At 51.7% G+C, this 238-nt stretch carries 1 rRNA gene; it reads right to left on the bottom strand.

Annotated features, from left to right (window positions below):
* Positions 1 to 238 (bottom strand): 16S ribosomal RNA (locus H9X84_RS12870); the annotation flags it as partial.

The following is a 238-nucleotide window of genomic DNA, read 5'->3' as shown; positions in this document are numbered from 1 at the left end:
AATGATGGCTACTGAAGATAAGGGTTGCGCTCGTTGCGGGACTTAACCCAACATCTCACGACACGAGCTGACGACAACCATGCACCACCTGTCACCGATGTTCCGAAGAAAAGGTACATCTCTGCACCAGTCATCGGGATGTCAAGCCTTGGTAAGGTTCTTCGCGTTGCTTCGAATTAAACCACATGCTCCACCGCTTGTGCGGGCCCCCGTCAATTCCTTTGAGTTTCAACCTTGC

It is taken from the genome of Anaerotignum lactatifermentans (genome assembly GCF_016902535.1).
Lineage (GTDB): Bacteria > Bacillota > Clostridia > Lachnospirales > Anaerotignaceae > Anaerotignum > Anaerotignum lactatifermentans_A.
The sequence above is the reverse complement of the archived record's forward strand: the minus strand, read 5'-3'. Positions and strand labels throughout refer to the sequence as shown.